Source organism: Algoriphagus sp. AK58 (genome assembly GCF_014324365.1).
Lineage (GTDB): Bacteria > Bacteroidota > Bacteroidia > Cytophagales > Cyclobacteriaceae > Algoriphagus.
The window spans coordinates 15,242-41,952 of sequence record NZ_QEIG01000025.1; the positions used below are offsets into that span (position 1 = coordinate 15,242).

The window sequence follows — 26,711 nt, forward strand, 5'->3', positions numbered from 1 at the left end:
TTGACTTCATACAGCGGTGGGAATATTATCCGTTAAAAAAACCTAATTTTGAACTGTGAAACGAATATCAAACCTGTTTTTTCTATTTCTGATTTTAGCTTCCTGCAACTCAGACACCATTCCGGAAGGCATTCTCTCAGAAGGCAAAATGGTTGGGATTCTTGTAGATATCCAAATAACCGAAGGAATGGTGAGTGCCTTGCCTATATCCTACGATTCATCCCAAGTCCTGTATTCACTGATGGAAAGTGATGTTTTTGTCAAACATGGAGTGACAGATTCGGTTTTCACCAAAAGTATGTTGTATTACCTGGAAGATGCCGAAAAAATGGACCGAATCTACGGTAGGGTTATTGACTCATTAATGGTTCGTGAAAGTAATCCGGGAATTGAGGAGCAATTCTAATGTTATATCCATCCAATCTCGAGCAAAAAATAAATTTCATAAAGATTAAGGACCTGCTTAAAGCAGAGTGTACCTCTTCTCTGGGACAAGACTATGTAGACAAGGTTTCTTTTTCTTCTGATTATAATCTGGTCCAAAGACTCTTGGATCAAACAGAGGAATTCCGGCAAATTCTTATCTCGGGAGAGATTTTTCCTTCTTCTAATTTTACCAACCTTACTCCATTTTTGGAAAAGGCGAAGTTGGAAGGGGCATTCTTGGAGCAGGAGGAATTCTTTGAAGTAAAACTTTCCCTTCAAACGCTCAGAGGTTGTATCACTTTTTTCCAAAAATGGGGAGAAAGCTATCCCACGCTCAGTGCACTTTTGGGGCTTTTGATCGATTTGGATCTGAATCTGCTCAAAGCCATTGATCAGATCATCGATGAGAAAGGGAAAATCAGAAGCAATGCTTCCAAAGAACTACAGCTCATCCGTTCTCAAATTCTTTACGAAGAAGGGAGATTGAGAAAAGTGATGGAGCGGATCTTCAAGGAGGCCAGAGCTAAAGGGCTGACTCCGGAGGATGCCTCGATGACCATCCGGGGAGGAAGGATGGTGATCCCTGTATCTGCTGAGAATAAGCGGAAGCTGAGAGGATTCATTCACGATGAATCCGCTACTGGTCAGACCGTTTTTATGGAACCTGAGGAGGCCCTGGATATCAATAATGAAATCAGGGATCTGGAATACATGGAGAAGCGGGAAATCATACGGATTTTAACCCGTTTGACCGATCAGCTCAGACCTGCCATTCCTGCATTGAGGAAGGCTACCAATTTCCTGGGATTAGTGGATTTTATTCGGGCCAAAGCTCGTTTTGCTCAAAAAACTGACAGCAATAAACCTGAACTGGTCAAAGAAAGAAACCTGAATTGGACTCGCGCCAGACATCCGATTTTGGAAATGGCGCTCAAGTCCCAAGGTAAAAGCATTGTGCCATTGGATATCAAATTGGGAGGACATGAGCGTTTGCTGGTCATATCGGGGCCAAATGCAGGAGGAAAGTCGGTTACCCTCAAGACGGTTGCCTTACTCCAATACATGTTGCAGTGCGGTTTGTTGATTCCTGTTCATCCTGATTCCAAAAGCTCCTTGTTTGATAATTTCTTCATTGATATCGGAGACGAACAAAACCTTGAAAATGACCTCAGTACCTATTCATCGCATTTGATGAGTATGAAGCATTTTACGCAGTTTGCCCATAAAAAAACAATCCTCTTTATTGACGAATTTGGTACAGGAACCGAACCTCAATTCGGTGGTGCTATTGCAGAGTCCATTTTGTTGGCTCTGAACAAGCTTGGAGCTTTTGGTGTGATTACTACGCATTATGGTAACCTCAAGCAAGTAGCAAACAAAAATCAAGGATTGGTCAATGGAGCTATGCGCTATGATGTGGATCGTCTCGAACCGATCTATCAGCTCGAAATAGGAAAGCCGGGCTCTTCCTTTGCTCTAGAAATTGCTTCAAAAATCGGGCTTTCAAAGGATATCTTGAGCTATGCCAAAGACCACATAGGGGAGGAAAGAGTCAGATATGACAGACTCCTGACTCAGCTGGAGAATGAAAAGAATCAATATTCGATTCTCCTCAAAGAAATCAAGGAAAAAGACAGGCTTCTTCAAACCCGCTTAAAAGAATATAATCAGCTCAAAGAAACGCTTGAACTTACTAAAAAGCGTTATATCCAAGAAGCAAAGCTGGAGGCAAAGGCCCTTTTGGATCAGACCAATAAGAAAATCGAGTCAGTGATCCGCGAGATCAAAGAGGGAAAGGCTGAAAAGGAAGTGACTAAGCAGGTCAGAAAAGAACTGGAGGTATTCAAAGAGGAAATAAAGCCAGAAAAGATAGCCGTCAAAGATCCGGAGATTCAAGTGATCGGCGGAGAAATTGAAGTTGGAGATTGGGTGAGATTGAAAGATAATGGTGCTATTGCAGAAGTCTTGTCTATCAAAAATAAGGTTGTCGAGATTACGATAGGAGACTTGAAATCAACTGTCAAGATTTCCCGATTGGAAAAAATATCCAAGACAGAGGTAAAAAAGGAACTCAAAGCTGTAGAGCGCAGAGGCAACTACAATACCAATGAGAAAATGATGGACTTTTCGTCCAATCTGGATTTGAGAGGAAAAAGGGGGGAAGAAGTATTGCCATTGATCCAGACATTTATCGACGAGGGCTACATGCTTGGTGTCAAAAATTTGCGGATTGTACACGGTAAAGGAGACGGAATTCTTCGTGAAATCACCCGGAATCTGTTAAGAACTATGCCTCAAGTGGGCAAGCTGGAGGATGAACATGCTGATCGTGGTGGGGCAGGAGTTACTTTGGTTACCCTAAAATAAAAATCGGGAGCTTAAACTCCCGATTTTGATAGACTAGAGACTGTTAGTATGATTTATTTTTTTAACAACACAAAGGTGTAGTTACCTGCAACTGCAAACTGACCATTTATTCTTGAGCCAGGGGTAGGAATGTTAAACTGAAGCCTTAATGTATTGCTGTTTTGGGTAAATGAGATTTCTTTTCCAGCAGCTGGTTTTATCCCGGTAAGAGTAATTTTATCAAAATTACTTCCTGCAAAACTCCAGTTTCCGCTTGCATCAAAGAGTTCATTGCTGTTTCTGGAGGAATATGTTTTAGTGCTTCCAGCATTTAAAACCAACTCAAAGGTGCTGTATAGATCTGTTACATCTCTTCCGTCCCGAGTGACATTTCCTCCTCCGGCGATGGTCCACGCTTGAGTTCCTGATCCAGCCAGAGCTTCCGTGGCAATTTGTTCAGGCGTTTTTTGAGGAATGGGAGCAGGGTCTTCCTTGCAGCTGTTAAGCATGACTAAAGTCAAAAAGGAAAAGGCGAGTTTTAAAAAACTAAATTTCATACTTCAATTTTTAATTTAGGTAAAATTAAACAGATCGTACAAAGATCAAAGTCATTTGCTTATTTGAAATCCTCCATTGCAATTTTTTGTAAGCAGAATTCGTATTCCCGAGGCTCATTGGAACACACAATTGAGATTCTGTTTCTTGTATAGTTTTCCATGAGATCTACATACCAACCAATTCCCTTTTTGTCTAGGTTTGAAGTGGGTTCATCAAGTAGAATTACTGGGACCTCTGAAAAAACGGCCAATCCGAGTTTAAGACGCTGCTTCATGCCTGATGAGAATTGGGAAATTGGTTTGTTATGATGGTTTTCCAAATAAAGGATTTCCATAATCTCTTTTGGGCTCATCTTGGCGAGGGGCCTTTTAAACTTAAAATGGAACTCAATTGCTTCCGTCAAGGTGAATTCCTCAGGTAATTCCAAATAGGGGCTTGCGATCGCTAGGGAGGTATACCATTGAGAGTCTGGAAGGGGGCGATTGTCCAGCACGTAAGAAATAGATCCTCCGGACAAAGGTACGGCTCCAGAAATACACTTGAGTAAAGTGGATTTTCCAGAGCCGTTTCCTCCTGTGATAGCCAAGCTGTCACCTAAAGTAAGTTCCAGGTTCAGGTTTTTAAAAATCCACTCGTATTGAAAGCGTTTTGCCGCTTTCTGTACCTGGATTTTTAGCATATCAGTTGATGTAACCTTTCATCACACCGCGTTCTGAAGAACGGATAAAATGCAGGATTTCATCTCGTTCCTTTGTTGCAGGCAGATTAATTTCAATTTCTTCAAGAGCCCTGCTATTGTTGAGGCTGTTGAGGAACAGGTAGCGATAGACTTCCTGTATATGAGCTATGGTTTCGCTGGAAAAACCTCTTCTTCTTAATCCCAGGGAGTTTACTCCGGCATAGGAAAGTGGCTCTCTTGCGGCTTTGGTAAACGGTGGTACATCTTTTCTTACCAGAGAACCGCCGGAAATCATCGCATGCATTCCGACTTTCACGAATTGGTGGACGGCACTTGATCCGCCGATAATTGCCCAATCATCTATCGATACGTGACCTGCTATCTGTACGGAGTTGGCGATAATCACATGATTGCCAATGACACAATCGTGAGCTACATGGACATAAGCCATGAGTAAACAGTTGCTTCCCACTACGGTGGTTTGCTTATCTACGGTGCCTCTTGAAATCGTCACACACTCACGAATGGTGGTATTGTCTCCAATAACCACAGTGGATTCTTCTCCTTGAAACTTTAGATCCTGGGGAATACCAGAAATCACAGCACCCGGAAATATTTTGCAGTTTTTGCCAATTCTGGCTCCGGGAAAAATGGTGACATTGGATCCAATCCAAGTGTTTTCCCCGATGATCACGTCATCATGAATCATGGTAAAAGGATCCACATGTACTCCTGGAGACAGCTGTGCTCCTGGGTGAATAGAGGCTAATGTACTGATCATGCGTCTTTTCGGGTTATGCTTGCGGTCATTATTGCTTCGCACACCAAGGTGTTGCCTACATAGGCTTCTCCTCTCATTTTGGCAATGCCTCTTCGGATTGGTGCTAATAATTCACATTTGAATACAAGCGTGTCACCTGGTAAAACCATCTTTCTGAATTTGCAGCTTTCAATCCCCAAAAAGTAGGTCCAATAGTTTTCTGGGTCATCTACTGTACTTAAAACCAAAATTCCACCTGTTTGAGCCATTGCCTCTACCTGCATTACTCCAGGCATTACAGGATTGCCAGGGAAGTGGCCCATGAAAAAAGGTTCGTTCATGGTTACATTTTTTACTCCAGCCACTACCGTATCATCCAGATAAATGATTTTATCGATCAGTTGGAAGGGATATCTATGTGGAAGGATATTACTGATCTGATTGATATCCATCACAGGAGGAAGCTTAGGATCATAGTGAGGGATGTGTGATGCTCCCATTTTTTCCATTGCTCTTTTTAGTTTTTTGGCAAAAGCAACATTTGCGGCATGACCAGGTCTGGCAGCTAAAATTTGTGCTTTTAAAGGTCTTCCGACTAGCGCCAAATCTCCAACTACATCCAGAAGTTTATGGCGGGCAGGCTCATTTCGATAGCGAAGGTCCACGTTGTTGAGGATTCCTTCTTTTTTTACCTCAACGCTTTGCTTGTTGAACATTTTTGCCAAGTGAGCCAACTCTTCTTTTTCTACTACCCGATCCACCACTACGATGGCATTGTTGAGGTCGCCTCCTTTGATCAGGTTGGAATTATAGAGCATTTCCAGCTCATGCAGGAAGCAAAAAGTCCTGCAGGAAGCGATTTCTGTTTTAAACTGACTGATGTCCGTGATCGAGGCGTGCTGACTGCCCAATACCGGTGAATTATAATCCACCATCACAGTCACTCGATAATTATCTGTGGGCAGAGCAACCATCTCCACTTCTCTGGATGAGTCTTTGTATTGGATACTTTCCTGTACCTCAAAAAATCTTCTTAGAGCATTTTGCTCTTCAAGACCTGCTTCTTCCAGTACTTCTATAAATTGGATTGAAGATCCATCCATGATGGGAGGTTCTGGCCCATCCAATTGGATCAGGACGTTATCTATCTCGAGCCCAACGAGGGCGGCTAATACATGCTCAACGGTGTAAACTCTGGCACCATTTTGTTCTAGAGTGGTGCCCCTGGATACATCCACTACCAAGTCGCAATCTGCGTCCACAGTGGGTCTTCCTTCCAAATCAATTCTCTGGAATTTGATGCCATGATTAGGAGGTGCGGGGAGGAAGGTCATATTAGAAACTACTCCGGTGTGTAATCCTACTCCCGATAATTCCACCTGTTTTTGAATGGTGTGTTGTTTTACTTTCATGTGTTTATCCCTCCAAAAGATAAGGGCCGTAAAATTAGCCCTTTTTTTCCAGTTCTTGGACCCGACGCTGAAGTTGATCCAGATTTTTAAAGATGCTGTAGGACTTGAGAAAATCCTTCAAATCCATGGCCATGTACCCGAAAAGAGTTTGTCCCGAGGTTTTGATGGTTTTACTGATTCCTGTATTGGCTCCGATGGTTGTCTGATCTGCGATTTTGATGTGGCCTACGATCCCTGCTTTCCCGGCAATCACGCAGTTTTTTCCAATCTCCGTTGAGCCGGATATTCCAGTTTGGGCCGCAATGACCGTATTTTCCCCGATCACTACATTATGGGCTATCTGCACTTGATTGTCAATTTTTGCTCCTTTTTTAATAATGGTGGAGCCCATGGTAGCGCAGTCTATTGTCGAATTGGATCCTATGCTCACATTGTCTTCAAGGATCACATTTCCAATTTGTGGAATGGTTTTATAGGTGCCGTCTGGTTGTGGGGCAAATCCAAATCCATCTGAGCCGATCACAGCCCCAGGGTGGATTTCGCAGTTTTTTCCGATGATAGTGTCTGCACAGATTTTCGCTCCGGGATGAATGATGCTTCCGTCGCCGATTTTAACACGGTCACCTACATAGGCGTGTCCGTGAATTTTTACTCCTGTGCCAATTTCACAATTTTTGCCGATGTAGGAAAAAGCACCCCTGTAAGCATTTTCTCCTATGCTGCTGCTCGAATGCATATAGCATGGTTCTTCCACTCCCACCAAAGTAGTCTTGGTGATTTGGGTATAGGCCTCAAGCAAAGTGGTGAATCCCAAATAGGCGTCCTTTACCCTAATGAGCGTGGTTTTGAAGGACTTGGACGGAGAAAAACCTTCCGATACAATGACTGCAGTTGCTTCGGTTTCATAAAGGAAAGGCTCATATTTCTCATTGGCCAGAAAGCTGATGCCTCCGGGTTTGCCCTCTTGGATTTTGTCCAGTCTGAATACTTTTTTGCTTGAATCTCCTTCTACAGTTCCACCTAAAATCGTGGCGATTTGGCCCAACGAAAATTCCATAAATGCCTGGTTGGTTTATTTGGGTGAAATTAACTTTTTAGCTCTACAAACATAATGCTTCTCCACAATCTTGCTCATCACTTTGATGTTGGGCAAATCTGCGGCACTGGCTACATCCACCACCTCTCCGCTTTTGGTGAGAATGTTGATTCGGTCCTTGGTGAGGTAGCCATAGTTGCTTACCGTCCCTGAAGAAAAGAAATAGTCTAAGTCTTCTTCCGGAATATGTAATTTTTTGCCGGTTTGAAGTCTCAAATTTTCCAATTCAGCAGAGGATATAGCCTCATTTACAAGGTTGATTTTGAAAAGATTACGTGTCAAAAACATTTGTGAAATATTTCTCAATACGTAGTCTTCTTCAGTTTTCCAGATTTTGATAGCTCCCCAAATGTCAAAATCATCCATTCTGAGGAATTTTTCCAAAATGGCTTTATTGGTTTGAAAATCAGCAAGTGTGACTTGGTTCTTCATGAAGAATTCAAATTCCTCTGTCACGTAAAACTTTTTGCCTGATTGAGCCAGCATTTTGGCCCTTTGGATCAGGTTGATCAGCATTTTTTCGGCACTCACGGTCGTCTTATGAAGATAAACTTGCCAGTACATCAACCTTCGGGCACTTAGGAAGTTTTCTATGGAATAGATTCCTTTTTCTTCAATTACGAGTTGATTGTCTTTCACTGCCATCATTTTGATGATGCGGTCGGCGCCGATTGTGCCTTCAGACACTCCGGTGAAAAAGCAATCCCGCTGGAGATAGTCTAAACGATCGATATCCAATTGACTGGATACCAATTGATTGAGGAATTTACGGTCGTACTGATTCTTAAATATTCTTAATGCCAAGTCCAATTTGCCACCAAATTCCTGGTTTAAGAGTTCAATGGTAAGTAAGGAAAGCTCTTCATGGGGTACGCCGGTTAGAAGGCTGTATTCCAAGGCATGGGAAAATGGACCATGGCCAATGTCATGAAGCAAAATGGCAATTAGCGCAGCCTCGTATTCTTCATCAGAAATCTCAGTTCCTTTGATTCTGAGGTTGTCCAAAGTAATGCTCATCAGATGCATAGCGCCCAAGGCGTGATGAAATCGGGTATGCAATGCTCCCGGGTAGACGAAATCAGTCAAACCCAATTGCCTGATCCGGCGTAATCTCTGGAAGTAGGGGTGGTCAATAATGGCAAAAATTAACTCACTTGGAATGGTTATAAAACCATAAACCGGGTCGTTGAGGATTTTCTGGCTTTTCAATCAGCACTCATTTGATTGACTCAAAAGTAATTATAATTTTAGAAGAAAAGTGAACTGACATGTCTCAAAAATTCCATATTCTTTGGGCGGATGATGAAATTGATCTGCTTAAACCACATATTCTTTTCCTGAAAGAAAAAGGATGTGAAATCACTACGGTCAATTCAGGAGTAGACGCAATCGAAGAGGTGGAGGAGAAGAATTTTGACGTGGTTTTTTTGGATGAAATGATGCCTGGGATGACAGGCTTGGAAACTCTCCAGCAGATCAAACAGATCAAGCCCCAAATCCCTGTGGTTATGATTACAAAGAGTGAGGAGGAACATATCATGGATGATGCCATCGGAGGAAAAATCGCAGATTATCTGATCAAACCACTCAATCCCAGCCAGATTTGGCTTTCAGTAAAAAAAATCCTCCAAAATAAGCAGCTAATCGACACCAAAACCGCGCAAAGCTACCAGCAGGAATTTATGCAGATCAGCTATGCTTTGGGCGATGCACAGACGCATCAGGATTGGGCTGATTTGTACAAGAAATTGACTTTTTGGGAACTCCAAATAGATGCTACCGAAAACAAGAGCATGCTGGAGGTCCTCGAAACTCAAAAAACCGAAGCCAACGCCTCGTTTGCGAGATTTGTGAAGGAAAACTATTTGGATTGGATGGCTGAAGCGAATCCGGATAAACCTTTGCTTTCCCATCAAGTAATGAAGGAGAAGGTTTTTCCGGTGTTGCGAAAAAAGAAACCCCTGTTTTTCATTGTCATCGATAACCTCAGGCTGGATCAGTGGGAGGAAATTGAGTCTTTGATCAATCCCTATTTTCAGGTGGAGGAAAAATCCACCTATTTCAGCATTTTACCTACAACCACCGCATTTGCCCGAAATGCACTGTTTTCAGGGATGATGCCTTTGGAAATGGCAAAATTTTATCCCAAGCTATGGGAGGATGAGGATTCTGAAGAAGGTAAAAATAACTTTGAGGAAGACTGGATCAGGATCAACTTGGAGAAAAATAGGTTGCCCGTGAAGTTTTCTTACCATAAAATCCTGCAAACCCAGCAGGGAAAAACCATCGTAGATCAGTTCAATAATCTTCTTCAAAATGAATTTAATGTTCTGGTTTACAATTTTGTAGATATGGTTTCGCATGCAAGAACAGACATGAAAATGATCCGTGAACTTGCCCCTGATGAATCGGCCTACCGGTCCTTGACTCGAAGTTGGTTTGAACATTCTTCTCTTTTTGAATTGATGAAGAAAATTCAGCATGCCGGTGGGGAAGTAATTGTGACTACTGACCATGGTACTAAAAAGGTGAATAAACCCTATCGCATCATCGGTGATAAAAACGTCACTACCAATCTGAGGTACAAACAAGGGAAAAATCTGAATTTTGAACCGGGAAAGGTGTTTGAAATCCGAAGACCGGAAGATGCTAAGCTACCGAGGCTTAATGTTTCTACTACTTATGTCTTTGCCGTAGAAGATTATTTCTTTGCCTATCCCAACAATTACAACTATTATGTCAATTATTACAAGGATACTTTTCAGCATGGAGGGATCTCTTTGGAGGAAATGATCGTTCCGATCGTACATTTGAAGGCTAAACGTTGAGCTAACTTGTTGACATTTTCTTACCAATTGGAAGATATTGATCTGGCTGCAGACCGGGTCATTGAAGCTGCCGGAGATGAAAAGATATGGGTGTTTAAGGGGCAGATGGGTGCCGGTAAGACTACCTTAATAAAGGCACTTTCAAGAAAATTAGGGGTCATGGAATCCGTGAGCAGCCCCACTTTTGGAATCGTTAATGAATACCATACCGAAACAGGGGACAAAGTTTTCCATTTTGACTTTTATAGGATGGAAGATCCCATGGAAGCATTGGATATCGGAATAGAAGAGTATTTTTATAGTGGGAAATTTTGTTGGTTGGAATGGGCTGAAAATATCGCCCAATTCCTTCCTGATCATTTTTTCCTGATTAAAATTGAAGCTAATTCTGTTTCCGGAAGAACCATCACCCTTCAACATTCCCAAGATGCCTACTGAACTATCCGAACTCACTTCAGTTGGGTTGATCCCAAAAGAGTCCCCATCAATGGTAAAAAAAGGAGGAAAACCATTGCACATTGGATTGCCCAAGGAGATTTCAAACCATGAAAAAAGAGTGGTACTTACTCCTGAAGCAGTGGGGCTTTTGAGCAATAACGATATCCAGGTGATGGTCGAGTCCGGTGCCGGCCTACAGGCAAAGTTTAAAGATCAGGATTATGCCGATGCTGGAGCAAAAATTGTGTATTCCAGAAAAGAGGTTTTTTCGGCGGATGTAGTGCTTAAAGTGGATGCGCCAACACTGGAAGAAATCACTTTTATGTCCTCAGGTGCGTGTCTGATTTCTGCATTGCAGCTGGAAAAGCAAAGTCCGGAATTTATACAGGCACTAAACGAAAAAAAAATCACCGCAGTAGCTTTCGAATACCTGGAAGACAAAGTGGGAGGAATGCCAGTGGTGCGTGCCATGGCCGAAATTGCCGGGAGTACGGTCATGCTGATAGCCGCAGAATATCTCTCCAGTGTCAATGAAGGCAAAGGCTTGATCTTGGGAGGGATCACAGGGGTTCCGCCAACTCAGGTAGTGATAATTGGTGCAGGTACTGTGGCCGAATATGCCGCGAGGACAGCATTGGGATTGGGAGCAAGCATCAAGGTGTTTGATAACCATATCTACAAGTTGAGGAGAATCAAACAGCTTCTTGGGCAGCAGATTTATACCTCTACCATAGATAACTTCAGCCTTTCACAAGCTTTGGCAGAAGCCGATGTGGTGATCGGAGCGCTTAGAGCGGAAAAAGGCAAGAACAAGATTGTGGTGACTGAAGAAATGGTCGCCAATATGATTCATGGGAGCATCATTATTGATGTGGGAATCGACCAAGGTGGGTGCATCGAAACTGCTAGGATGACTACTCATGATGATCCTATTTATATGGTTCATGATGTCATTCATTATTGTGTGCCCAACATTGCCTCAAGAGTAGCACGGACAGCTTCCTACTCCCTGAGCAATATTTTTACCCCCATCATTTTGCAGATGAATGATTTGGGTGGAGCTGAAGAAATGATTTTTACTTATAAGTGGTTTCTTCGTGGAGTCTATACCTATAGAGGCAGTCTGACCAATGCCTTTTTAGCCAAAAAATTCGGGCTGAACCACAAAGAACTTCAGCTGCTGTTGGCAGCAAGGTATTGATCAGGATAAAAGATTTTGTCTCAGCAAGAATTCAAGCTGTTCGTTAGCTTTTAGTAGGGCTTCTGTCAAGCGCTCATTTTCTCTTCTCAAGGAGTAAATTTCATAGGCGTTTTTGATTACTGTCCTCAGATAGTCTTCCTCCCAAGGTTTGGTTAGATAGTGGTATACTTGCCCCTTATTGATAGCGTCAATCACCGCCTGGATGTCGGTGTACCCTGTCAACAAAATTCGGATTGGTTTGGGGTAGACAGGAATAATGCTTTCTAAAAATTCAACTCCTGTCTTTTCAGGCATTCGTTGGTCTGTGATGATGATATCGACTTCTTCATTTTTTAAAATCTCAACCCCTTCTTTTGCAGATATGGCCAAAAAGATCTTGTAATCCCTTCTAAACGTGGCTTTAAATGCCTGAAGATTATTCTCTTCATCATCTACGTAAAGGATCTTGATTTTTTCTTCTGATTTAGTTTCCATTTTGCGCTGAGAAATGCCGATACAAATAACCGATTTTGCTTTTAATTCACAAACTAACCCTATTAAAGAAAGAGCTTACAATCTTTTCTATTAAATTTTTAATCAACATTTTTTCAATACTAAAAAATTTGCTTTAATTCCGAATAATTTAACTTTACTGAGCTTTTCACCCCAATAAAGCTTATGATTATATCAGAAAAATTTGATCTAAAAGATCAGATTTTGCCTCTTATTCTTGATCCGAATAATTCTTCAGATTGGGATTTTATTAGTGAACTCAAATCAAATCCACAAATAAGGGTTAATGATGAGATTTTTTCTCAAGTTGAAGATCTTATAAAAAGTAATCACCCTGATATCCAGCTTACTAAATTTCAACTTCACGAAAAGGTAGTCGAATTTTTTCACACCAAGGATCAGAATAAATATGGCTGTTGGGTATATTATCCTTGGAAATATACGTTGGTGCATCTGCTTCCTGAAAAGGATTTTGTCAGAGTAAGAACGCTTCGTAATAATTATAAAATCACTCCTTCTGAACAGGAAGAGCTTTCCAGGAAAAAAGTGGGAATTGTTGGCCTTTCTGTAGGACAGAGTGTTGCTCTTGCCATGGCTTTGGAGAGAAGTTGCGGGGAGATGAGGCTTGCTGATTTTGACACTTTAGAGCTCAGTAATCTGAATAGGCTAAAGGCAGGAGTTACCAGTTTGGGGCTTGAAAAACTGGTAATTGCTGCCAGAGAGATTTCAGAAATCGATCCCTTCATCAAGCTTACTCTTTTCAAAGACGGCGTAAACAGTCAAAATATTGACGCTTTTTTAGAAGAGGGAGGTAAGTTGGATTTGTTGATTGATGAGTGCGATAGCTTTGATATAAAAATCCTTCTTCGGCAAAAAGCCAAAGAGTATCATATCCCTGTCATGATGGACACATCTGACCGGGGCATGTTGGATGTGGAACGGTTTGATCTGGAAAGGGAAAGACAGATTTTTCATGGATACCTTGGAGAAGTAGACCTGAACACCCTAAAAAATCTCTCCAATACCCAAAAAATCGCCTTTGGATTAAAAATAACTGGACTGGATACCCTTTCCCCAAGGATGAAAGCCTCACTTTTAGAAGTTGGTCAAACCATCACTTCTTGGCCTCAGCTTGCTTCAGCTGTTTTTTTGGGAGGAGCCTCCGTGGCTCATGTAGGGAGAAAATTGCTGTTAGGAGAACCCGTAAAATCGGGGAGGTATTATGTGGACTTTGATGAACTGATTCCAGTTGATTCAGAAGAATTTAAGGTTGAAATTCCGTCTACGGCTCAGGGAGAAGATTTTGTTGTAGTCCCAAACAATGTCATGCCTTCTGGTTATCTTCCTACAAATGAGGAATTATTCCAATTGGTGGAAGCAGCTAATTTGGCTCCTTCCGGAGGAAATATGCAGCCCTGGATTTGGGTATTTGACAAAAAAGGAATTCTTCACCTTTTCCATGACCAGGTCCGAAGCCATTCCTTATTGGATTATAGAGGCACAGGATCCTTGATTGCATTTGGTGCAGCTCTCGAAAACCTACGGCTCAAAACCGCTCAAATGGGAATTGAGACAGAGGAAGTCCCTCAAATAAAGGAATTTGGGGACAGGCTAATAGCAAGCATCCGGTTTGTTTCGAAAGTAAACCATCCATTGTCTGTCCCTTTTTCCAACCTGGTAAATGGGCTAGGATTAAGGTGTACCAATAGGAAAAATTCCAAAAGGCAGTTGCTTACTCCGGATCAGTTGTCTTCAATATATTCCCTGCTGGAAGGTTCTGGTTTGCATTTAAAGCACATCGACGAAGACCAAAAATTGGAAAAGTTGGCAGCAATTATCGGGGGAATGGATCGGATGCGCTTATTCCACCATCAAGGCTTGGTCGATTTCATAAAAGAGGTAAGGTGGAGTGATAAAGAGGCAAGGGAAACCCGTGACGGAATAGATATCTCAACCTTGGAATTATCCGGGGCAGAGCGGGCTGCTATGGGACTTCTTAAGGATCCAAGGACAGTGAAGTTTTTTAGGAAATTTCTGATGGGATATGGCTTGACCAAGATTTCCAGAGATACCATTACTACCTCCTCAGCCATGTTTCTCTTGGGGGCTTCTACCTATGATCCGCAATCTTTCCTGGAGGCAGGAAAGGGTCTACAAAGGATTTGGATTTGGGCCAATCAAAACGGGTTGAGTTTTCAGCCGGTTACAGCCTCTCTCTTTATTTTTCATTTGGTTTTGAAAGAAAAAGACCACGGATTTACCCCAGAGGAAGAAAAAACAATCAAACAATTGAAGGAATCTTTAGATTTTCTCTTCGATGACAAAAAGAAGAGGGAAGAAATTTTTATGTTTAGATTGAACTTTGCTGATGGTCCAAGTATGAGAGCCTACAGGAGAGAGGTTGCAGATACCCTTAAATTCCTCGATTGATGTTTAAGTTGATTGCTTTCAAGGCAATAAATGATCCTGTGCGGTGTGCCAAATTCATTGAAGGGCATAGGCAAGTGCTGGAAAGCATCGGAGTTAAAAAAGTTACCTCAGCCAAAGAAGACTGGGTTCACAATCCAGATGTCATCGTAGTCATTGTAGAGTCGGATGAGGATGGGAAGGTATATGGGGGTGCTAGGATTCACAAGGCGAATAGAGACTTCCCTCTTCCCATGGTTGAGGCGATCGAAGAATTGGACAGCAGTATTAAAGATGTTATAAACAAAGACTTGGATGCCGGCACTGGGGAGGTATGTGGGCTTTGGAATTCAAGGCAAATAACTGGGCTGGGAATAGGTGCGATTTTTATGTCAAAAGCTTGTTTGGCACTTACTCCTAAATTAGGTCTAAATTCTTTGTATGCCCTATTTGCTCCTACTACAGTCAAGTTGGGATTGATGATGGGCTATGAAATACTCACCCAAGTAGGAAATAATGGCACTTTCTATTATCCTAAACTTGATTTGATCGCCACTGCGATGAAATTACATGATGCAATCAATCTACCCTTGACTTCGGATGAACTCCGGGAGTCAATTTTTAAAATAAGAGAAAATAAAAGGCTTCTTATTAATGAAGAATATAGAGGCAGAGAAGTTATACTTGAATATACATCCTATATAGAATGAACAAGGTTTTTGTTTTTTTGTCCGTATTAGTCATACTGGCATCTTCTTGTAAGGAAAAGGGGAAGGAGGATTTCTCCTATGTAGGATGGACTACAGATGAAGTAGTGAACGGTGATTTTGAAAAGTTAAAAAAATTAAGTAATGATCAACTGAATGTGTCAGAGTCAAGTTTTTTAGCTCTTGGGTATGCAGATTATAGTTTTTGGATCAAACTAGAGGTCAATCCAAAATTCAGAACTGCTGAAAATACTTCGTTAGAAATTAGCAATCCCATGCTGAATGAAATTCAAATTTATTCCTCTAATGGGGTGCTTTTGAAGGAGCTAGGAAGGGTGAATTTCAAGTGGAATGACCCAAAATCTTTCTTTAATCGATTTGAGATTCCTCCGAGTGATGATTTTACCTATTTTATCAAAGTTAATAGCTATGGTAATAATAATATCCCGATATACCTGATCAAAGGAAATGAAGATGGCTGGACTATCGATGAGAGGAATTTGTTTTTTGGGATATATTTTGGGATTATCATCGCAATGTTCATTTATAATATGTTTTTGTGGGTCTCTACAAAGGATAATTTGTATGGACTTTACATTGCATATATCTTTTTTGTGGGTTTGACCCAAGGTATTTTAGGGGGATATATTGATGCCTTCTTTTTCCAGAATAATCCATATCTAAATCAAAATAGTTTTTATTTAAGTACTGTAATGGTCAATATTGTCGGGATTTTTTATTCTTTGAGGTTTCTCAATATCAAAAAGATAAATCCGCGAATTTATAATGCTGGATTGACCATTATTAGTGTATATATTTTTATTCTTTTTGCTTTTTTAGTTGATTTGGGAATTGGACAGCTTAAGATTAGGCTATTGCAGATATTTTTGGGGATTGTACCTATTTTCTTGCTTTCAATATCACTTTACAGTCTTCGCAAAGGGTATAGACCAGCCAAATTCTTTTTGCTCTCTTGGTTTTTGCTGATCTGCAGCATGGTGATTTTTTTATTGAGTGACTTGAATATTCTTCCTCATAATTTTCTCACCAATTATATTTTCACCATAGGCTCCATCTTTGAAGCTTTGTTACTTTCTTTCGCACTGGCAGATAAGATTAATATTCTCAAGAGAGAGAAAGAAATCGAACAGGCTGAAAAAATGAAGGTGCTTCGTGAGAATGAAGAATTGATCAAGGAGCAAAATACCATGCTGGAAGAAAAGGTAAGACTGAGGACTGATGAATTGGAACAAGCGCTGAGAAATCTTCAAAATACCCAAAGCCAGCTGGTAAGTCAGGAAAAAATGGCCTCACTGGGTCAATTGACAGCGGGTATTGCGCATGAAATCAACAATCCGATCAACTTTGTCAGCTCCAACATTGCTCCGCTCAAGCGTGATATTAAAGATATCATGGAGGTAATTGAATTCTATAGGGAATCTGGTGCCAAGGAATTCTCAACAGATACCAAGAAAGAGGCCAAACAACTGGAAGAAGATCTCGAGCTAGACTATGTGTTGGACGAGGTCGACCAATTGCTCAAAGGTATGGAAGATGGTGCTAAGCGTACCGTGGAGATCGTGAAGGGGCTAAGGCTTTTCTCCAGGGTGGATGAACAGGATGTCAAAAAAGTAGATCTGCACGATGGCATCAACAGTACCATCATTTTGCTCAACAGTTCTATTCCTGGTAAAATCCGAATAGTCCGTGAATTTGGGGAACTTCCAATGGTAGAATGCCTGGCTGGTAAGATCAATCAGGTGTTTATGAACATCATCAATAATGCAGTCCATGCTTTATCAGACAATTTGGATAGGATTGCGGATCCAGTCATAACCATACGTACCAAGGCCTTCTCCGATCATGTAAAGATTGAAATTGAAGACAATGGACCGGGAATGCCTGAAAATGTTAAGCAGCGGATTTTTGAACCTTTCTTTACGACAAAGGCGGTAGGAAAGGGTACAGGTTTGGGGCTTTCCATAGTTTATTCTATTATTGAAAATCACAAGGGTACTCTGGAGGTATTGACAGAGGAAGGTCAGGGTACAACTTTTATAATTTCTCTTCCTATTTATCAAAATGCCCCAAAGTATGAGTGAAAATAAAATCAATGTGCTCTACATAGATGATGAGGATAATAACCTGAAATCTTTTAGAGCCACACTTAGAAAGGACTTTAAAATTTTTACTGCCATCAATGGCGAAGAAGGGCTCAAAATCGCCCAAGAGGAGGAAATCCATGTGGTCATCGCAGATCAGCGTATGCCGGGTATGACCGGGACGGAATTCTTTGAGCAGTTGGTAAAAATCAATCCTGATCCAATCAGAATCTTATTAACGGGGTATTCTGACATTGCCAGTGTCATTGATGCAATCAACAAGGGTGAAGTCTACCGATTTATCGACAAGCCTTGGAATATTGAGCAGATTAAAAATTCTATTAAGAATGCCGCGGATATTTTCTTTATGCGTAGAGAGCTCAAAGAGAAAAATATCAAACTCAAGAAGCTGCATTCCGAAATGAATCAATTCGTATATAGCCTTTCCCATGAACTGAGAGGTCCTTTGATGAGTATTTCCGGCGTTTCAAAGCTTGCCAAGATGGAAGTTTCTGATCCAAACGTGCTGGAGTATTTTGATATGATCGATACCGCCACCGGCAAGCTGGACGACTTTATTTACAAAATGCTGGATTTTTATAGATCTACTAAGATTGATCACAAAGTGACTGAAATTCACTTCAATGATGTGGTCAATCAGCAGATGATCGCTTATAGGGAGAAATTTGACCTTTCGCATTTTCACATTGAAGTGCAGGTCAATCAAAAGGCTGCATTTTTTTCGGATGATGCCAAAATCAGGGTAATTCTCAATAACCTGTTCAGTAATGCTGTCCAGTTTCAAAAAAATCAAGCCGGTTTAAAAAGAATTAGTCTTTCTGTAGATGTTTTTGACAATCAGGCAATAATTGTCTTGGAAGACAACGGGATCGGAATTGAAGAACGTCATCGGGAAGAGGTGTTCAATTTATTCACCCGTGCCACCCAAAGGAATGTGGGGACTGGATTGGGACTCTATATGGTCAAGGAGGCAGTAGAACAAATGGGCGGCAAAATAAATCTTGATACTCAGCTTCATGAAGGCACAACTGTAACGGTCGTGTTGCCAAGTATGAATTAAGATTAGTTTTCTGGATACAAGTTCGCTTCCCCTGTTATCTTTGCGGAGGTTTTAAGCCATTTTTTATCACAAAGACAAAAAGATATGATTAATCCTTGGCATGATGTCAACATCGGGAAAGATGCTCCCGAGTACGTAATGGGAGTAATTGAAATCCCAAAAGGAAGTAAAGGAAAATACGAACTGGATAAGAAGACAGGGATGCTTCTCCTGGATCGGGTTCTTTTCTCAGCGGTTCATTATCCTGCTAATTATGGATTTATCCCTCAGACCTTCTGTGAAGACCATGACCCGCTTGATATCTTGATTATCTCACAAATCGATATTCCTTCCATGACCTTGGTAAAGGCAAAAGTTATCGGAGTGATGCGGATGATCGATGGAGGAGAAGCAGATGACAAAATCATCGCGGTAGCCGCTGGCGACCAATCCGTAAACTACATTAACGACATTGATGAGCTTCCTCCCCACTTGATGAAAGAGGTTCACCGCTTCTTTGAAGACTATAAAAAACTCGAAAACAAAGAGGTGATCGTGGAGGACTTCTTGGGAAAAGAAGAAGCCATGCGGATTATCAACGAAAGTGTGGCCCTTTACGATAAAAATTTCAGAACTGCACGTTGATGAAAAAGCCTGAGTGATCAGGCTTTTTTCGTTTTGACCTGCTGCTTGGGAGCCTTCTTTTTGAGGTAGTTTACAAACTCCGTGTAGGCCTCATGTTCGTGATTGGAAATGGATATAGACTGTTTGTCTTGGAATGCTATGGTCACTTGCCGAAACTCTCTTTTGTTTGCAACTACCATTTCCTCTTCCCAGGCTAAAATTTCAGAAACAGGATACGCTTTTGTACTACCTCTTAGGGGGAGTTTAATGACAACATGGTCTTTTCCTGCTGATATAAACCTCCATCCAGCCATCATTTTGACCAATAACATCAGCAAGACCAAAGTGATGATCGAGCAGGCTATCAAATAAAACCACAGGCCAAAACTTCCTTTGTAAGCAAAGTCTCTTAAAATCAGTACAAGCCCTACCATCAGAATGAGTACGACAAGGCTAAGAGAGATATAGGTAGAAATTTTCGGTTTAATGACGACCATGCGAGTGGGTGAGTTCCGTGAGTTTTGCTCGGGCAAAAGTCTCCAAATCCTCGAAAAAAGCGAAGAAAATCACCTCAAATTCTCCATCTTTTTCCCGAAGCACATCGGTGCTCTCATTCATTTTGGAATCAAATGTGGCTCTTTTGGTCAGTCCATTAAGGGTTCTCTGTATTCCTTCAGGATTCCGATAGTTGACTAACCAGTTTTGAGCTTTCATCCAAAAGAACATCTCCGCAAACTTTTCAGGTAGCTCAGGGAGATGTTTGTCGAGGATTAGATAGGTATTGTCGGCGAACGTTTCAAGGGGGATTTCGCTGTAGCTGCTCCAATTTTTAGCCAAATAATGATCAAAGAAAATATCGCTAATGACGCTGGAATAATGTCTGAACCTGGGGCGAAGGTAACTCTGGGCCGCCTTGACGAGCGGATGTGAATCTGTGAATGTGTCGATTTCCCGGTGGAGCAAAATTCCGATCTGAATACCGACAGCAAATCGCTGAAGATCCTTTCCCTTAATAAAATCCGCCGCAAAGTTGCCCACTAGGACTTCCTCCTGACCAAAAGACAGATAAGCGTGGGCAAGAAAATTCATAGAAGACAGAAAAAGGGAAAACCCTTGGACTTTTGTTTAGTTTGCACCCTAAAATACCGATTGATGTCGAATTACCTCGAAGAATTGAAGCAAGGTCTGAAACTTCTCAAACTGGAGTGGCAAGAAGACCTCGCTCAATACAAGAAAAAATTTCTCAATACCTCCGTAGCAGACAAAAAGAAAGAAGGAATTACCTGGCATCCCATCCTGCTCAAAAAGACAAAAATCGGCATGGGAGAGCGTTTGATTATTGAGGTAGAGCGGACTGACCAGAATTACCCATCCGCTTTTGCATCGGGAAAATCGGTTACATTTTATTCTACCCAAGAAGGATACCATGGCTCGGAATTTCGGGTAAATGGGGTAGTTAATCAGGCTAAAAAGGATACCTTGATTGTCACCTTGCAAGCCGATGAAGTTCCTGATTGGATGGAATCGAGTAGATTGGGAGTGGATTTGTTGTTTGATGAAGCGAGCTATCGGGAGATGGAATCTGCTTTGAAAAAAGTCATTTCTCCGGATAACTCCCGACTCATCGAACTCCGGGATATCGCTTATGGAGAGAAAAATCCAAAATTCAAGGAAGTGCCCAGCCTTACACTTGAAGGTTTGAATTTCTCTCAAAATCTCGCCTGCCAAAAAATCGAATCAGCCCAAGACTTTGCCATTGTGCACGGCCCTCCGGGCACCGGAAAGACCACCACGTTGATCGCAGCGATTCAGCGTGCCGTGGAGCAAAATCAGCGGATTTTGGTCACTGCACCCAGCAATGCTGCAGTCGATCTTTTGGTGGAAAAATTGGTCGATCGGGGTATTTCTACCCTTCGACTTGGGCATCCTGCCCGAGTGGAGGAGAAGATTCTCAATCAGACCCTTGATGCCAAAATCGCCTTTCACGACAGCTACCGGGATCTGAAAAAACTCCGAAAGGAAACCGAATCTTACCTTCGCTTGGCAAAGCAATACAAACGGAACTTTGGCCCCGAAGAACGTGCGCAGCGCAAGTTGATGTATCAGGAAGTGTCCCGAATCCGGGAAGCTGCCGAGCATTTGGAAGATTACATCCGAACGGATATTTACCAGCGAACGCAGGTCTTTGCGAGTACCTTGGTGGGGGCGTCCTCTCACCATTTGAGAGGGATGATTTTTGACCTCGTATTTATCGATGAAGCGGCGCAAGGATTGGAAGCAGCGACTTGGATTCCGATCCTGAAAGCCAAAAAGGTAGTTTTTGCAGGAGATCATTGTCAACTTCCTCCGACGATCAAGTCATACGAGGCTGCCAAGCAAGGTCTATCGACCACTCTTTTTGAAAAAATCATCCATCGTCAACCCAATACGGCTCAGATGCTTCAAGTGCAATACCGAATGCCTGAGGCGATCATGGGATTTTCCAATCTGCATTTTTACGAAGGGAAATTAGAGGCTGCAGAAAACACCAAAATCCATGCATTTTCTACAGATGAACCTGTTCTTGAGTGGATCGATACTGCCGGTTCGGGCTATACGGATCAGACTGAGGAGGAAAGTCTGAGCACCTATAATCCCGAAGAAGCCCGCTTTGCCTGTCGATATTTAAATGATACCATCAAGCGGATTGGCTTTGGCCAGTTTAAGGAAAGAGGATGGACGATTGGTCTGATCGCGCCGTATTCTGCGCAGGTGAGATACTTAAGGTACCTAATCTTTGAGACCTACGAGTTTCCAAATCTGAAAGCCTTTGCAGATCTGATCACTATTGATACGGTGGACGGATTTCAGGGTCAGGAGCGAGATCTGATGCTGATTTCTTTGACGAGATCGAATGAAAGTGGAGAGATTGGCTTTCTAGCCGATGAGCGAAGAATGAACGTAGCGATCACGAGAGCCAAGCGAAAACTGATTCTGATCGGTGACAGCAGCACCTTAGCCCAACATCCCTTTTTTGATGAATTGCTTCGCTATTTTGAGGAAAAAGAAGCTTATCGGAGTGTGTGGGAGTTTTTGTAGAATGCTGGGTGACCGATGTAGGATGACCGATGCTGAAGGAAGACAGAAGACGGAAGACCGAAGAAGATGAACGGTCTCGTTTAAATAAGCTACAATCTGGATAAATGAATGCCTAAATCCGAAATCCGATATCCCAAATCCGAAATTAACCCTAAGTTTTCCCCTCAGCTTTACCAAAATCCTCCTCATGGATCAACTTCACCCATTTTCCCATTTTCTTTTGGATGACTTTGAAATGGTGCATTTCCTCGGGAGTGATCAGGGAGATCGCTTCCCCTTCCATTCCCGCGCGGCCCGTGCGTCCGATTCGGTGGATATAATCTTTGGGTGACCTGGGGAGTTCATAATTGATCACCAAAGGCAAAGCCTGAATGTCGATTCCCCTGGCAGCCAAATCCGTTGCTACGAGTACCCGTGTTTTTCCTGATTTGAATTTAGCCAAAGCTTCGGTGCGTGCACCTTGACTTTTATCCCCGTGAAAAGCCACCGCATCAATTCCGTTTTTGACCAGCTTTCCCACCACATTGTCTGCCGTTCGGATCGAGGAAGCAAAGATTAAAATCTGCTTCCAGTCACCCGATTGGATCAGTTGGCGGAGGAAAGGGCCTTTGGTCTCGGGGCTGACGCGATAGGCGCTTTGCTTGATCAGATCCGGGGTGAAATCGTCTGCTGCGACCTGAACTCGGACAGGATCTTTGAGCAGTTTTTGGATCAACTCTTCCACTTCCCCATCCATGGTCGCTGAAAACATTAGCGTCTGCTTTTTCTTGGGGACATATTCCAAAATATGCTCCATTTCCTCCCGGAAGCCCATTTGCAGGACTTTGTCCGCCTCATCAATCACCAAGGTTTGAATTCGAGAAATGCTTACCGAGTTTCTTCCCATGAGATCGATCAAGCGGCCTGGCGTAGCGATTAATATTTCCGTTCCTCCCAGTTTCATCATCTGAGGATTGATGGACACTCCACCAAAAATTGCCAAAGATTTAATCCTTCTGGGCAAAAACCGACCGAAATTCTCCGCTACTTCTGCCACCTGTACCGCCAATTCCCTGGTGGGAACAATCACCAGAACCGGCACAGCACGATCTCTTGGAGCTTCTTTTGAAAGTAATTGCTGAAGGATGGGAAGGATATAGGCAGCCGTCTTTCCTGAACCTGTCGGAGCCAAGCCCAACAAATCTTTCCCTTGCAGCAAAGCAGGTATGGCTTCGATTTGGATCGGGTAAGGGGCTTCATAGTTGGCCCGCTGAATGGCGGAAAGAAGGGCAGGGGCAAGTCCCAGATCGGCAAAACTCATAGCTTGGATTTTGTGCAAAGGTAGGGATGTCAAGCGAATGGATTCCTTTTTATGCGTGTTAACTATTGAATCACTTTTAGGCTGAATTCATTCGGGTTAAAAAAAAGTGTTCGGGAGTTATAGGGTTTGTGATTTTTGTTTTAACCATTATTTGATTATCCGCTTCTTTGCCAGAAGTTCAAAATGGCCTCGACTTCGCTCGGCCACCGGATTTCAGGTTATTAATGGGAGGGGAGGATAATGCGGCTCAGCCGCATTATCCTCCCCTCCCCCACAACCAAAAAGAACGGACACCGAGCGAAGTCGAGGTGAGACTGAATAAAATTTGGTTACTGGCAGAATTGCGGATACACATTAACCATTAAAGTCATTGAGGAAATTAAGAACAGAAATCAGGTCACTTCCTAAGATTTCAATCCCTTAATGACCTTAATTTCCTAAATGGTTCCAATCCAGTTTTTTACCACTTATAAAAGCATTGAATCAGGTAAAAGTATTTCCCCAAACAGCTATTGACCGCAATCCAGGTGAATTTCCGCCTTTGATCATTTCGTGTTGGATTTGAGGCCAATAAAAAGCAAATTGGAAATTGCCTAAGGAAGGTTAGCATAAATTGGTTTTCCTTCTCTCAAACCCCAAAATACCTGATTAGTATGATTCGAAGTGCGTTGTGGATGGGTGCAGTTGGTTGGTTGCTATTGGTTTCTTGTAAAGAACCGGGACCACTCCCGGAGACTCCCGACAGTCCTGCCCGGTCATCCGAGGAGGAGTTATTGACTTTCCAGATTGAAAAAGGTTTTGAAGTACAATTAGTCGCCGCCGAACCGATGGTGGAGGCGCCGGTGCATATTCAATTTGATGCGGACGGTCGGCTGTGGGTTTTGGAGATGCGAGGCTACATGAACGATATGGAGGGCTCTGAGGAAAAGCTCCCGGTGGGTTCGGTGGCCATATTGGAAGATACCGACGGTGACGGACAAATGGACAAGAGAACCGTATATCTGGATTCCCTGATCATGCCGCGCTCTCTAGGTTTGCACAAAAATGGAGCACTTTTGGCAGAAAAAGGAGCCCTATGGTGGACCGAAGATACCGATGGAGATTGGAAGGCCGACCTGAAAACCCTCGTCGACTCTACCTACTCGGCCAATGGTCTTCCAGAGCATACGGACAATGGCTTTGTGCGTAATGCCGACAACTGGTACTACAGCGCCAAATCCCGGCTTCGTTACCGAAATGTGAAGGGAACTTGGGTGCGGGATTCGACTGAGTTTCGTGGACAGTGGGGCATTACTCAAGATGACAAAGGCCGCTTGATCTATAATTACAATTGGTCTCAGCTCCATGGAGATCTGGTTCCGGCGAATTATTTGTCCAGAAACAAAAACCATAAGCCATCTACCGGAATCGATCATGGCTACACGATTGACCGACGTGTATATCCGATTCGATCAAATTTGGCCGTAAATCGGGGCTATGTACCGGGTACTTTGGATTCTGCCAATCGGCTCTTGGAATTCACTTCAGCTTGTTCTCCGGTGATTTATCGTAGCCATCTTTTTCCGAAGGAATACTACGGCAATGTCTTCGTGATGGAAAATGCCGGAAATCTGGTGAAGCGGAATGTGGTCAAGGAAAACGGAATTTTGGTAGAAGCTTTTGATCCCAATCCCGGAAGTGAATTTTTGGCTTCGACCGACGAGCGATTCCGGCCGGTTCACGGCGCAATAGGACCTGATGGTGGGCTTTATATCGTGGACATGTACCAGGGCATCGTGCAGCACGGGGCTTATATGACGGAATATTTGAGAGAAAAGACGCTGGAGCGAAAGCTCGATTCCCCCGGTCACATGGGGCGGATTTGGAGAGTGGTGCCCAAGGGCTTCGATCCACAAAAGTCTCCCAAGCTTTCGGAGAAAAGCGTGGAGGAATTGGTGGATTTTCTTTCCCACTCAGACGGCTGGTATCGGGATATGGCCCAGCGACTGTTGGTCGAAAAAGCCGATCCACAATCCATTTCTCTTTTAGAAAATTTGGTTAAAAGCCAAGTTTCCGAGTTTGCGAAATTCCATGCCTTGTGGGCTTTGGAAGGAATGGGAAAAATGAATCCGGAGATACTTTTTGCCGCCTTGTTGGACCCAAGTGATCTGGTGAAAAGTACTGCACTACGTCAATTGGAAGCACTGGCGAGTTCGGATCGGGTAGTTTTGGAAAAATTGAGCCAAGAGATGAAGCGTTTTTCCAATTCAGCTTCGGAAGTGTTGGGGCTTCAACTTGCACTCAGTGCGTATGTCCTTCCGGAGGAAAGCAAAACTCAGGTGCTCAAGTCCGTTTTGGAGAAATACGGGCACCAAGCGTTGATACGGGATGCGGTGATGAGCAGTGTGGGAGGGATGGAATGGAACCTGTTGCAAACGCTGATGGATGATCCCAATTGGCAAAGCCAAGACGCCAATCGGGAGATTTTCTTGGAGATGTTGGCGGCTTCGATTCTTAAAAGAGGAGATGGGGAAGAGATTTCAAGTCTTCTCGCCAAGATCGATCTTCCTGAATTGACCTGGAAAGAACAGCTTATTCTCAATGCTTTGGCCATCAAAGCCGGAGATATCGAAGAATCCGGAAGTGTCAAGCTCTCCGCACGACCGAAACTTCTTTCAAGAGCAGATTTGCCTTTGGATGAAACCCGGAAAACCATACTGATGCGGGTTTTGGCGTGGCCGGGATACACCCCGACTTTGGTTGCGAATTCGGGATCAACATTGGACGAAAACGGGTTGAAGCTTTTTTCCGAAGGCCGCCAAAAATACCTCGCTTCCTGTTCCGGTTGCCATGGAAACAACGGGAAAGGTGCCGCTCGCATGGGGCCACCATTGGCGGGTTCGGAGTGGGTGCTAGGTAACGAAACCCGACTTAGTTTGATAATGCTTCATGGTTTGGAAGGCCCGATAGAAGTCGCCGGAAAGAAATACGATGCTCCTGAGATTCTTCCCGTAATGCCATCTCATTCGACTCTGGATGATAGAAGCATTGCGGCGATTTTGACCTATATTCGGAATGAATGGGGCAATCAGGCCCCGGCTGTGACGGGACGCACGGTGGGTACTGTCCGGGTCATGAATCAGGGCCGTGTCTATCCTTGGTCAGCTGCCGAACTCAATGCCCATATCCAAAAACTCGATTCCGCTCCAAAACCCTAAC

General features: G+C 42.9%; 22 protein-coding genes. 12 read left to right on the forward strand and 10 right to left on the reverse strand.

The window, feature by feature from the left end:
* Positions 1 to 55: 55 nt before the first annotated feature.
* Both DDT91_RS19060 and DDT91_RS19065 read left to right on the forward strand, forming a co-directional pair.
* Entirely contained in the window at positions 56 to 406 is a 351-nt protein-coding gene (locus tag DDT91_RS19060; protein ID WP_187177792.1) for a DUF4296 domain-containing protein, read from the forward strand.
* Positions 406 to 2,793 (forward strand): endonuclease MutS2, encoded by a 2,388-nt coding sequence (locus tag DDT91_RS19065; RefSeq protein WP_187177793.1) that lies wholly within the window; start codon positions 406 to 408, stop codon positions 2,791 to 2,793. Before DDT91_RS19060 ends, DDT91_RS19065 begins: the two co-directional genes overlap by 1 nt.
* A gap of 53 nt (positions 2,794 to 2,846) precedes the next feature.
* Here the strand turns inward: DDT91_RS19065 and DDT91_RS19070 are convergent, their stop codons facing one another.
* The 6 genes from DDT91_RS19070 to DDT91_RS19095 are packed head-to-tail and all read right to left on the reverse strand — an operon-like array spanning position 2,847 to position 8,486.
* Positions 2,847 to 3,329 carry a hypothetical protein gene (locus tag DDT91_RS19070; RefSeq protein WP_255502193.1) on the reverse strand — a complete coding sequence of 161 codons (483 nt, stop codon included), beginning with the start codon at positions 3,327 to 3,329 and terminating at the stop codon, positions 2,847 to 2,849.
* 59 nt (positions 3,330 to 3,388) lie between these two features.
* Positions 3,389 to 4,009 carry an ATP-binding cassette domain-containing protein gene (locus DDT91_RS19075; RefSeq protein WP_187177794.1) on the reverse strand — a complete coding sequence of 207 codons (621 nt, stop codon included), beginning with the start codon at positions 4,007 to 4,009 and terminating at the stop codon, positions 3,389 to 3,391.
* Between the two features lies 1 nt (position 4,010).
* On the reverse strand, positions 4,011 to 4,790 hold the full coding sequence (gene lpxA / locus DDT91_RS19080; protein WP_187177795.1) for an acyl-ACP--UDP-N-acetylglucosamine O-acyltransferase: 780 nt from the start codon (positions 4,788 to 4,790) through the stop codon (positions 4,011 to 4,013).
* A complete protein-coding gene (locus DDT91_RS19085) occupies positions 4,787 to 6,181 on the reverse strand; it encodes a bifunctional UDP-3-O-[3-hydroxymyristoyl] N-acetylglucosamine deacetylase/3-hydroxyacyl-ACP dehydratase (protein ID WP_187177796.1) in 1,395 nt (464 codons plus the stop codon). The genes lpxA and DDT91_RS19085 overlap by 4 nt, the downstream gene beginning before the upstream one ends.
* Positions 6,182 to 6,215: 34 nt before the next feature.
* Complete coding sequence (gene lpxD / locus DDT91_RS19090) at positions 6,216 to 7,238, reverse strand: UDP-3-O-(3-hydroxymyristoyl)glucosamine N-acyltransferase (protein ID WP_187177797.1); 1,023 nt, start codon at positions 7,236 to 7,238, stop codon at positions 6,216 to 6,218.
* 15 nt (positions 7,239 to 7,253) lie between these two features.
* Positions 7,254 to 8,486: an HD domain-containing protein gene (locus tag DDT91_RS19095; RefSeq protein WP_187177798.1), complete on the reverse strand. Its 1,233-nt coding sequence runs from the start codon at positions 8,484 to 8,486 to the stop codon at positions 7,254 to 7,256.
* 59 nt (positions 8,487 to 8,545) lie between these two features.
* Here DDT91_RS19095 and DDT91_RS19100 point away from each other — a divergent pair, with 59 nt between their 5' ends.
* Genes DDT91_RS19100 through DDT91_RS19110 form a run of 3 tightly spaced genes read left to right on the forward strand, consistent with a single transcriptional unit; the run spans position 8,546 to position 11,744 of the window.
* A complete protein-coding gene (locus DDT91_RS19100) occupies positions 8,546 to 10,105 on the forward strand; it encodes a PglZ domain-containing protein (RefSeq protein WP_187177799.1) in 1,560 nt (519 codons plus the stop codon).
* A 6-nt stretch (positions 10,106 to 10,111) separates the two neighbouring features.
* The gene (tsaE, locus tag DDT91_RS19105) at positions 10,112 to 10,543 is read left to right on the forward strand and encodes a tRNA (adenosine(37)-N6)-threonylcarbamoyltransferase complex ATPase subunit type 1 TsaE (protein WP_187177800.1); all 432 of its coding nucleotides are present in this window, start codon (positions 10,112 to 10,114) and stop codon (positions 10,541 to 10,543) included.
* Positions 10,533 to 11,744 carry an alanine dehydrogenase gene (locus DDT91_RS19110; protein ID WP_187177801.1) on the forward strand — a complete coding sequence of 404 codons (1,212 nt, stop codon included), beginning with the start codon at positions 10,533 to 10,535 and terminating at the stop codon, positions 11,742 to 11,744. The genes tsaE and DDT91_RS19110 overlap by 11 nt, the downstream gene beginning before the upstream one ends.
* Here DDT91_RS19110 and DDT91_RS19115 read toward each other — a convergent pair whose 3' ends face one another.
* Positions 11,745 to 12,218, reverse strand: a complete 474-nt coding sequence (locus DDT91_RS19115; protein ID WP_187177802.1) for a response regulator — start codon at positions 12,216 to 12,218, stop codon at positions 11,745 to 11,747.
* A 183-nt stretch (positions 12,219 to 12,401) separates the two neighbouring features.
* Here DDT91_RS19115 and DDT91_RS19120 point away from each other — a divergent pair, with 183 nt between their 5' ends.
* From DDT91_RS19120 to DDT91_RS19140, 5 genes are all read left to right on the forward strand, one after another.
* A complete protein-coding gene (locus DDT91_RS19120; RefSeq protein ID WP_187177803.1) occupies positions 12,402 to 14,666 on the forward strand; it encodes an Rv1355c family protein in 2,265 nt (754 codons plus the stop codon).
* Positions 14,666 to 15,352 carry a hypothetical protein gene (locus tag DDT91_RS19125; RefSeq protein WP_187177804.1) on the forward strand — a complete coding sequence of 229 codons (687 nt, stop codon included), beginning with the start codon at positions 14,666 to 14,668 and terminating at the stop codon, positions 15,350 to 15,352. The genes DDT91_RS19120 and DDT91_RS19125 overlap by 1 nt, the downstream gene beginning before the upstream one ends.
* Positions 15,349 to 17,451: a 7TM diverse intracellular signaling domain-containing protein gene (locus tag DDT91_RS19130; protein WP_187177805.1), complete on the forward strand. Its 2,103-nt coding sequence runs from the start codon at positions 15,349 to 15,351 to the stop codon at positions 17,449 to 17,451. Before DDT91_RS19125 ends, DDT91_RS19130 begins: the two co-directional genes overlap by 4 nt.
* Positions 17,444 to 18,532, forward strand: a complete 1,089-nt coding sequence (locus DDT91_RS19135) for a hybrid sensor histidine kinase/response regulator (protein WP_187177806.1) — start codon at positions 17,444 to 17,446, stop codon at positions 18,530 to 18,532. The genes DDT91_RS19130 and DDT91_RS19135 overlap by 8 nt, the downstream gene beginning before the upstream one ends.
* Before the next feature lie 84 nt (positions 18,533 to 18,616).
* Complete coding sequence (locus tag DDT91_RS19140; protein ID WP_187177807.1) at positions 18,617 to 19,156, forward strand: inorganic diphosphatase; 540 nt, start codon at positions 18,617 to 18,619, stop codon at positions 19,154 to 19,156.
* Positions 19,157 to 19,173: 17 nt separating this feature from the next.
* Here DDT91_RS19140 and DDT91_RS19145 read toward each other — a convergent pair whose 3' ends face one another.
* Together DDT91_RS19145 and DDT91_RS19150 are read right to left on the reverse strand one after the other, a co-directional pair.
* On the reverse strand, positions 19,174 to 19,632 hold the full coding sequence (locus DDT91_RS19145) for a hypothetical protein (protein WP_187177808.1): 459 nt from the start codon (positions 19,630 to 19,632) through the stop codon (positions 19,174 to 19,176).
* On the reverse strand, positions 19,619 to 20,224 hold the full coding sequence (locus tag DDT91_RS19150; protein WP_187177809.1) for an ACP phosphodiesterase: 606 nt from the start codon (positions 20,222 to 20,224) through the stop codon (positions 19,619 to 19,621). The genes DDT91_RS19145 and DDT91_RS19150 overlap by 14 nt, the downstream gene beginning before the upstream one ends.
* 63 nt (positions 20,225 to 20,287) lie before the next feature.
* Here DDT91_RS19150 and DDT91_RS19155 point away from each other — a divergent pair, with 63 nt between their 5' ends.
* On the forward strand, positions 20,288 to 22,213 hold the full coding sequence (locus DDT91_RS19155; protein WP_187177810.1) for an AAA domain-containing protein: 1,926 nt from the start codon (positions 20,288 to 20,290) through the stop codon (positions 22,211 to 22,213).
* Positions 22,214 to 22,364: 151 nt separating this feature from the next.
* On the opposite strand, the gene DDT91_RS19160 is transcribed toward DDT91_RS19155, so the two are convergent.
* A complete protein-coding gene (locus DDT91_RS19160; protein WP_187177811.1) occupies positions 22,365 to 23,513 on the reverse strand; it encodes a DEAD/DEAH box helicase in 1,149 nt (382 codons plus the stop codon).
* Between the two features lie 653 nt (positions 23,514 to 24,166).
* Between DDT91_RS19160 and DDT91_RS19165 the strand changes: the two genes are divergently transcribed.
* A complete protein-coding gene (locus DDT91_RS19165; RefSeq protein WP_187177812.1) occupies positions 24,167 to 26,710 on the forward strand; it encodes a c-type cytochrome in 2,544 nt (847 codons plus the stop codon).
* Position 26,711: the final 1 nt, after the last annotated feature.